Source organism: Flavobacterium sp. (assembly GCF_044341265.1).
Taxonomy (GTDB): Bacteria; Bacteroidota; Bacteroidia; order Flavobacteriales; family Flavobacteriaceae; genus Flavobacterium.
In genome coordinates this window covers 1-4,318 of sequence record NZ_JBIISA010000064.1, presented here as the reverse complement: position 1 = coordinate 4,318, position 4,318 = coordinate 1, and the positions used below count along the sequence as shown (strand labels likewise).

6 protein-coding genes are annotated in these 4,318 nt (G+C 23.0%); all 6 read left to right on the top strand.

The window, feature by feature from the left end; genetic code table 11:
- Window positions 1–1,035 precede the first annotated feature (1,035 nt).
- A complete protein-coding gene (locus ACIQ06_RS15960) occupies window positions 1,036–1,947 on the top strand; it encodes a hypothetical protein (RefSeq protein WP_396147922.1) in 912 nt (303 codons plus the stop codon).
- A 19-nt stretch (window positions 1,948–1,966) separates the two neighbouring features.
- Window positions 1,967–2,425 carry a hypothetical protein gene (locus ACIQ06_RS15955; protein WP_396147920.1) on the top strand — a complete coding sequence of 153 codons (459 nt, stop codon included), beginning with the start codon at window positions 1,967–1,969 and terminating at the stop codon, window positions 2,423–2,425.
- A 52-nt stretch (window positions 2,426–2,477) separates the two neighbouring features.
- Window positions 2,478–2,777, top strand: a complete 300-nt coding sequence (locus ACIQ06_RS15950) for a hypothetical protein (protein WP_396147919.1) — start codon at window positions 2,478–2,480, stop codon at window positions 2,775–2,777.
- Between the two features lie 224 nt (window positions 2,778–3,001).
- A complete protein-coding gene (locus ACIQ06_RS15945) occupies window positions 3,002–3,310 on the top strand; it encodes a hypothetical protein (protein WP_396147918.1) in 309 nt (102 codons plus the stop codon).
- Between the two features lie 5 nt (window positions 3,311–3,315).
- Window positions 3,316–3,762, top strand: a complete 447-nt coding sequence (locus tag ACIQ06_RS15940) for a hypothetical protein (RefSeq protein ID WP_396147917.1) — start codon at window positions 3,316–3,318, stop codon at window positions 3,760–3,762.
- Between the two features lie 71 nt (window positions 3,763–3,833).
- Window positions 3,834–4,154 (top strand): hypothetical protein, encoded by a 321-nt coding sequence (locus ACIQ06_RS15935; protein WP_396147916.1) that lies wholly within the window; start codon window positions 3,834–3,836, stop codon window positions 4,152–4,154.
- The last annotated feature ends 164 nt before the right edge of the window (window positions 4,155–4,318 follow it).

Here is a 4,318-nt window from a genome sequence, read left to right as displayed (position 1 = left end):
ATAGAATATCATTTATGGTAGTTTTTACAAATTTCTTTGGTTAAGATAGTTAGTTAAATGAAAATTACCTAATGATATATAATTGATACCGAAACGACTCTTCATGCAAGTTTTTTTTGATTTGAAAAGCATGATAAAGTTATAACAAATGAATTTGGGGCATTCAAAATGTCGTTTCGGTTCTTTTTATTCAGACGAATATTTGTGTTAATTTCATACATACATTTTTTCATCAACTATCACAATTAAGAGAAACTTAAAACTCGTTCGTCTGATTATAAAGAATTATTAAAAGTTTATCAAGTATGTTTTGCATAAACTATAAAAATTCTATGAAAGCAAATCCATTTAAAATACTAAAAAAAGTAATGATTTAATAGAAAATCGCATTTAATTATGAAAAGAGAATATTCAAACATTAATTGTCTTTATTAAATCAATTTATAGTAGTTGCTATAACACTTAAAATAGTATTAAAATATAATAGAATTATATATAAAATAAAAAAAATGAATACAGATTCATTAAAAAATGACTCAAAATTAGAATACCTAAACTCTTTTGCAGCTGTATTTGAAGATGCTATACTTGCACACAAGTACAATCCACACACTCCAATTCAAATAGAATACATAAAAAAAATCATGCTATCAAAAAAAAGAGTGTTAACATTGAATTGGATATCTTTTATTTTGGGATTTTCATTATTGATCACATGGTTTCTTGCAAAACCTTTCTCACAAATGGTTACATTTTTATTATTAACTTTTAGTTTAACTCTTATTACTATAAGTTTTATTATCAAAAAACACAAATACAAATTTATTATAATTAATTTCAATACGATTAGAAAAAAATGAAATTAATGATGCTAAAGCAATTGTAAAATTAATGACCAAAAAGCTTAAAAAAAAATAGTTTCTAGAATTAATATATAATATCATTTTTCCGTTATTAACCTACATTTTCATGTATTGAAAATTATTACTAAAATATAATTTTACATTATAAAAATTTTGCAATTCATAAAAAATAATGAAGTTAAATTATATACTTATAACAATTCTATTACTTGTAGGTATTGGTCACGCAAAAACAAAGCTGACTCTTACAGGAACAATAACCAATTTTAATGGTAATTTAACATGTATTATTTATAATTATAAAGATGGTATAGAATCAAAACTAACTAAAATTGAAAATTCTAAAGGAACAATTTCCTATCCATTTGATGAAAGCGCAGAGGAAGGGATTTACAGGTTAGTATTAGTTGATAATAAGAAGTCTGCAAATTTTGATTTTATTTTATCTAGTGAAGATAAAGAAGTGAAATTTACTTATGACCTATCAAATACAGAAAATCTTCCAGTTTTCTTAAAATCGAGTTGTAATAAAGATTGGTATTCTTTTATAAAATTTGACATTGAAAACAAAAAAAGTATAAGAGAACTTGAGGATTATCAAAAAACAACTTTTTCAAAAAACAAAAACATAAGTTCAGTAGATAGTAATAAAGCTATCACTAATTTAAAAAATGAATACTTAAAAATAAAAAATGAGTTTATCATAACAAACAAGAATAAATTTGCTGTGTTAATGTTAAAATGTAAAAAATACAACCATCTAAATTTCAATGTAGAATCTGATTCAAATATAGACGAAAATGCTTTAATATCAGAATCAATGAATAAAGATAATACTTTTTTAAGCACTCCATTATTTAAAGACTATGTCCATTTTTATGTTTTAAAATCAGGTTTAAATTCAACTTCTATTGAAGATCAAAAAGAAAAAATAAAAAAGGCATTTAGCGGCATTATTGATAAATTTTCTGAAAACAATTTAGTAAGAAAGTGTGCAATCAGATATGCAATTTTAGGTTTTAAGGATATGAACGATGAAGAAACGGCAAATTATTTTTCAGAAAAATACAATTATAGAATGTAACAAATAAACAAACTTACTTATGATCAACAAGCTGCCTAGTCAAAATGAAAAAGTAAGAAAGTTTAATTTTTACATATGCAAATTTGCTACAATTTCTTATGACAAGATAATATTGCATACTTTAAACTATAAAAAAATAGATATTGAGGATGTTAAAACTATAACTGTTTTATCAAAACAAAAAAAAGTAATTAATTATAAAATCATAAAATTGTTATTTGCTTTATATGTGTTGATAATTTTAATACTATATCAAAAACAAAACATATCAACTTACATAATTTTTGGTATGCTTTTTTTTATTTTAAGTTTTATATATAAAAAAAAAATTATTGAATTAAGAATAATAAAAAAAGATGGAATGTATATAAATATAGAACTAGAAAAAGTTGAAGAAAGAAAAGCAAAGCTTTTTATTAAAAAAGTTCTTAAATATAAGGAATGTATGATTGACAACAATTTTTATTACCATGGATAAAAAGAAGGTCTTTGTTTATGATTCAGCAAAAGGATTCTCAAGGTTTATAAAAATGAACTTTAATAAAGAGTTTGAAATAATAAGTTGTACTAATAAGAAAAGATTAATCGAATATGATTTAAATAAAATTGATTTTGCTTTCTTCATAATAAATGATTTTGATGACATCATAAACTTTATTTGGACATTTTCAAAGGTTAAAAGAATATACCTTGGCACACATAACGAAGAAATTAATAAAAAACTTAAAGATAATGAAGCTATTGTTTTATTGAATCTAAGTCAAAAAAAAACCGAATTAATTGAAGAAATTAAACAAAACATTAAGATTTATAATTTAGTAGAGTTTTAATTCAAAAAAAGGTAAACAACATTATGTATGGACAATTCGGTTCTAGTAAAATTTCGCATATTGTTTATATTGATGTAAAAGTGCTTACACACCACTTCGTTTACCTTTTTGTCAAAATTTAGTTATCCCAGGCAAAGCTAATCTTTCATACATTATATCAAACTCCCTAAATTGTCTATCAATTTAGTAAATAAGCTTTGCTCGGGTAACTACATAATATAATGATGAAAAAGAAAATATATATAATTGGTAATCTTTCAAAACATATAACTCCCGAAATTCAAGATAGTTTTCTTTTAACAAAATTAGAGTTATTAAGAATAGGCTTTGATGTAATAAATCCAATTGAAAATCTAAATGAAAAATCTACAATTAACTATAGAATTAAAATAAGAAACATTAAACAATTAGCAGAGTGTGATGCAGTTTATTTAATGCCTTGTGCGATTTTGGATAGATCTAAAAACCTTGAACTTAGCATTGCTCTTGACCTTAACTTATTAGTTATTAACGGAACATTAAATCTTAGATAAAATAAATGGATAATTACATCTTAACAGATGATGCTATTAAAAAAATTGAGAATGCATTAAAAATTATAGAAAAACTAACTTCAGATACTCATGTTTTTTTAACACCACAAGAAAAGAAAAAACTTTGTTGGGTTAATCAAAACAATAAAATGATAACAAAAAAAACTATCATTTATAATAAAACTAACCCAAAACTATCAAGCCCAGATATCAATTGGGAAAAGTTAGATTCAGACTCAAAAAAAAGTGAAGCACTTATCAAAATTTTAGAAAAGATAAAGATACTAAATGAAGGTATATCCGGAGCAATTCTCAAACAAGATTGGCTAAATTATAAAGAAGCTTTAATTGACTATAATTACACAAAATATAAAGCTAAATCACTGAAAGAAGATATTGATTTTTTTAATAAAATGGAAGATTTAAGCCAACATTTTAGTAGAAAAGTTTAATTGTAGATTAACAAAAACAAAAAATAATTGCCTATCATACATCAGAAATATAAAAGAGCAATAAGTTCAAAATGAATAAAAAAATGGAAACTATTAAAAACTATTTATTGGATTGTGGTTTTTTAATTAATGGCAATAATTGTAATAGTGGAATTAATTTAGAATTCACCTACACTAAATTAATTGATGGCTTTGCCTCATATAATGTTTCAATTATATCACACACAAATTGGTTTTTTACAATGGAAATCGAAAAGTTAAGCTTATCAAACTCTGTTGTTGGATACCCAAGATACACTTGCTTTAAAGGTATTATTTCATCAAAAAATACAATTCATATTCTCAAAACAATTTTGACTGCTACAGGAATTAAAGGTATATTAGAATGTTAATTATTTAAAGGAGTCTAAGAGAACTAATTTTAAGTTTTATAAATTAAGAATGGTTAATAGGATATACTGATTACTCACAAATTGTAAAAAATTATAAGTAAGAATTGAAAAATATTAACAAAAAGTGATCAAGTTTATCAAATATATTTTAACCAATTGATAAA

Bases quoted from the DNA above. Each gene is read 5' to 3' on its own strand.
- ACIQ06_RS15960 (WP_396147922.1), top strand. From the start codon at position 1,036: ATGAAGTTAAATTATATACTTATAACAATTCTATTACTTGTAGGTATT.
- ACIQ06_RS15955 (WP_396147920.1), top strand. From the start codon at position 1,967: ATGATCAACAAGCTGCCTAGTCAAAATGAAAAAGTAAGAAAGTTTAAT.
- ACIQ06_RS15950 (WP_396147919.1), top strand. From the start codon at position 2,478: ATGAACTTTAATAAAGAGTTTGAAATAATAAGTTGTACTAATAAGAAA.
- ACIQ06_RS15945 (WP_396147918.1), top strand. From the start codon at position 3,002: ATGAAAAAGAAAATATATATAATTGGTAATCTTTCAAAACATATAACT.
- ACIQ06_RS15940 (WP_396147917.1), top strand. From the start codon at position 3,316: ATGGATAATTACATCTTAACAGATGATGCTATTAAAAAAATTGAGAAT.
- ACIQ06_RS15935 (WP_396147916.1), top strand. From the start codon at position 3,834: ATGAATAAAAAAATGGAAACTATTAAAAACTATTTATTGGATTGTGGT.